This window comes from Streptomyces synnematoformans, assembly GCF_039531005.1.
Classification (GTDB): domain Bacteria; phylum Actinomycetota; class Actinomycetes; order Streptomycetales; family Streptomycetaceae; genus Streptomyces; species Streptomyces synnematoformans.
Genome location: NZ_BAAAPF010000486.1, coordinates 1 through 3,523 on the forward strand (window position 1 = coordinate 1; position 3,523 = coordinate 3,523).

The 3,523-nt window shown below is 75.3% G+C and carries 3 protein-coding genes and 1 pseudogene; 1 reads left to right on the forward strand and 3 read right to left on the reverse strand.

Annotated features, from left to right (window positions below):
• Positions 1 to 175 precede the first annotated feature (175 nt).
• A complete protein-coding gene (locus ABD317_RS34825; protein WP_344295599.1) occupies positions 176 to 631 on the reverse strand; it encodes a DUF3499 domain-containing protein in 456 nt (151 codons plus the stop codon).
• 352 nt (positions 632 to 983) lie between these two features.
• On the opposite strand from ABD317_RS34825, the gene ABD317_RS34830 reads away from it, so the two are divergent.
• Entirely contained in the window at positions 984 to 1,364 is a 381-nt protein-coding gene (locus tag ABD317_RS34830; RefSeq protein ID WP_027756455.1) for a metallopeptidase family protein, read from the forward strand.
• A 233-nt stretch (positions 1,365 to 1,597) separates the two neighbouring features.
• On the opposite strand, the gene ABD317_RS34835 is transcribed toward ABD317_RS34830, so the two are convergent.
• Complete coding sequence (locus ABD317_RS34835) at positions 1,598 to 3,124, reverse strand: DUF5719 family protein (protein ID WP_344295605.1); 1,527 nt, start codon at positions 3,122 to 3,124, stop codon at positions 1,598 to 1,600.
• Positions 3,121 to 3,523: pseudogene (locus ABD317_RS34840) on the reverse strand (hypothetical protein); the annotation flags it as partial. The pseudogene ABD317_RS34840 and the gene ABD317_RS34835, both read right to left, overlap by 4 nt.

The window sequence follows — 3,523 nt, forward strand, 5'->3', positions numbered from 1 at the left end:
AAGGCGGAGGGTCGACCTCATACCGGGCGTATTCGGTCGATCCCGACAACGCAGCAGACCGCGCGCCAGGCTCCCCCACAGCGCTCCCCCACAGCGCGCAAGCGCGCGTGGGCGGTACCCCCTGCGCGCGTGGGCGGTACCCCCACGGCGCAGGCGGGGGTTTGCGGATGGCTTCTTAGCCCTCCGGGGAGCGGAGCACCCGCAGGTGGGCGCGGCGGGCGACCTCCATGGGATCCGCGTCCGGGCCGCCGGGGGCGGCGGCGGGCGGGGCGGCGCCGGCCATGCCGTCGCCGTCGGCGGCGGGGCGGGGCGGGCGGGCGGCCTCGCGTACGGCGTTGGCCAGGGCCTCCAGGTCGTCGCCGCTGGGCCGCGCGGGGCCGGCGGGGACCGCGAGCCGGACGACCTCCCAGCCGCGCGGGGCGGTGAGCCGCTCGGAGTGCTCCGTGCACAGGTCGTAGCAGTGCGGTTCCGCGTACGTCGCGAGAGGGCCGAGGACGGCCGTGGAGTCGGCGTAGACGTAGGTGAGCGTCGCCACGGCGGCACGGCCGCAGGCGGTGCGCGAACAGCGACGTACAGGGCTCACGACGTTGGACGGTACCGCACTCCTGAGCGGGCCGCGACGACTCGCCATCGCGTCACCCACCCGTGTCGCCCGCCGTCCGGTGCGAAGCCGGTCGCGTGTGGCCGAGTTGACCTGCGACGTCGGTCACATCGCGGGCCCGCACGACGTTGCAAGTGATCAGCCCTCGCTGCAAATCGTGCCAATCCCACCGGTTTCGGCGGACTTCGGCCCGCTCATCCCCGGGCCGATTCCACCGCCGACCGCTCACTTCACGACATTCCCGGGGTTGCCCGCGGATGGTCTGCGGCGGGCCCGGCGAGAGCTACGCTCGTCGGTGATGGAGCACACAGAACGACCGGCACCGCCCCCCGGGCCCCCGCCGCGGCCGCGCGGGCGCACCCGTGACCGCCACGGTCGCGGCATGCGCGGCCCCGTGGCGCCGCCCCAGGTGCCGCTGGCGGTGAGCCGCTCGGACGCCTTCGTCGACCTGGTGCACGAGTCCGCCACCCGCCTGGAGCGCCGCTGGCCGCAGCTCTCCGGCGTCGAGTTCGCCGTCCTCGACGTCCCGGGCGGCGGCAGCGCTCCCGCCGGCTGGGAGGACGACGGCGGGGTGCCCCTCGGCAGGCTCGTCACGGGCGGCGGGCGGCCGGACCGCATCGTCGTCTACCGCCGCCCGGTCGAGATCCGTACGAAGAACCGCGACGAGCGGGCGCTGCTGGTCCACGAGGTGATCGTCGAACAGGTCGCCGAACTCCTCGGCGTCGCCCCGGAGTCGGTCGACCCGCACTACGGCCAGGACTGACCGCGGCCCGCGCGCCGGCCCCCGGGCCTGTCGTCAATCTCCCGCCTGCGGCGCGACGCCTGGCACGCACTCCCCCACTGCGCGCTGCGCGCGCGTGGGCGGTGCCCCCAGCTGCGTTGTCGGGATCGACCGAATAGGCCCACTATGCGGTCGACCCTCCGCCTTGCGATCGCACGCACCAGCCGCCGCGCCGCCCGCCCTGCGGGCGAACGACGCGAGATTGACGACAGGCCCTAGTCCACCAGCACGTCCAGGTCCTGCTCGGCGTCCGGGACTTCGACCATGCCCCTGTCGTCCGGGAGGGTCTGGATCGTGAACATCGGGATGCCGCCCTCCTCCTGCCGCAGCGTGCGCGAGGCGTAGAGCGGGCCACCGGAGAGGCGTTCCACGGTGAGGGCGAAAGTGCCCTTCGTGCCGGACGTCTTCGGGGGCTTGACCGTGAGCGTGGTGCCGGGCTTGACCGTGTGCGTCTCCTCCGCGGGCTCGCCGTCCTCGCTGCCCGGCGACGCGGTCACCCTGACCTCGACGGCCTTGCCGGGGGCGGCGAGGGACAGGCGCGCGTCCTTCGGCCGGTTGCCGGAGGCCGTGGTGCGCTCCTCGACCGGGGCCGCGGCCGGTACGAACGCCATCTCCTGCTCGCTGTCCTCGCCGCGGGTCACGCGCAGGGCGGCGACGACCGGGGCCGTGCTGCCGTCCTCCGGCTCCAGGATCAGCGAACCCGTCTCGCCCTTGGTGAGCTTCTGCATGTCGATCGACGTCGTCATGCCGCTCTTGGCGTGCACCGACTCGTAGCCGGCGGGGGTGATCGAGCCGTTGGGGCCGGCGAGCCGCACGGCCAGGTCGGCGTCGTCCTCGCCCGGGACGTGGACGACCAGCTGCACGGAGGTGGCGTCGCCCGGGATGCCGGGGAGGACCGCGCTCGGGGCGGGCTCGGAGACGGGCTGGAGCCAGTCGCCGCCGAGCTGCTCGTCGGCGGCGTGCACGGCGGCGCCGACCCGGCCGGAGCGGGCGGCGACGTGCAGCGCGAGGTTGATCGACGGCTCCTCGGAGATCGTCGACAGCAGCACCGAGACGCTGGAGCGGGCCGGAACCTGGATGCCGTCGCCGGTCTCGCTGTCGACCGGGCCGTCCTTGTCGAACAGCTCCAGGTCGACGACGGCGGCCTTGTCGTCGGGGTTGGTCAGCTGGACGTAGTCGCGGCGCTCGTCGATCGTGCTGGCGCCGGCGAACCAGAACTCGCTGTCCGGCGCCGTGCACCGCGCGCCGGCCAGGCCGCGGCCGTCGCCGGCGGTGACGAGGGTCGTCTGCTGCACGCTCCAGCCGGGGGCGAAGGCGCCCTCGGCGGTGCCGACGAGCGCGGGGGCGCCGGCCTCGTCGGTGGTGGCGGCGACGGGCGTGCCGGCGCGCTTCAGCGGAGCGACGGGGTCGGGGGCGTCGCCCTTCTTGTCCTTCTTGTCCTTCTTGTCGTCCTGCTGCTCGCCCTCGTCGGCCGCCTCGGACTCCGTGGCGGCGGGGAGCAGTTCGGCGGTGCCCTCGCCGTCCTCGCCCGCGGGCGTGAACGAGGTGTACGTCGTCTCGCCGAGCTCCGTGTCGGCGGGCCGCGGGCACAGCAGCGTGGTGCGCTCGACGGCGATACGGTCCGCGGCGGTCGCGGGCCCGGCGCCGTCCGCCGCGTCGTCGGGGACGGTGAGCGTGGCGACGCCGGCGGTGACGGCGAGCGCGGCCGCGGCGGCGATCAGGGAGAGGGGGCCGGTCTTCACGCGTTGTCGCTCCCGTCCCGCTCGGCGCCCGCGCCGTAGGTCTGCTGGTCGTAGTACGGGTCGGCGTACTGGCCTGTGCCGTACGGGTCCTGCTCGCCGGTGCCGTAGCCCGGCCCGGGCTGCTGCTGTTCGTTCGCGTACGCGCCGGCGTCGTACTGCGGCTCGTAGGGCGCCTCGTACGGCGTGCCGCCGTACTGCTGCCCGTAGCCGGCGCCGTGCCACTCGTAGCCCTGCGGCGGGGCCGCGTACGGGTCGGCGACGGCCGTGTCCCCGTACCCCTGCTCGCCCTGCCCGGCGCCCGGCACCGGCGCCGCGGCCCAGGCCGGCTGCTCCTCGGGGCCCGGCGCGGCGGCGATCAGGGAGAGGGGGCCGGTCTTCACGCGTTGTCGCTCCCGTCCC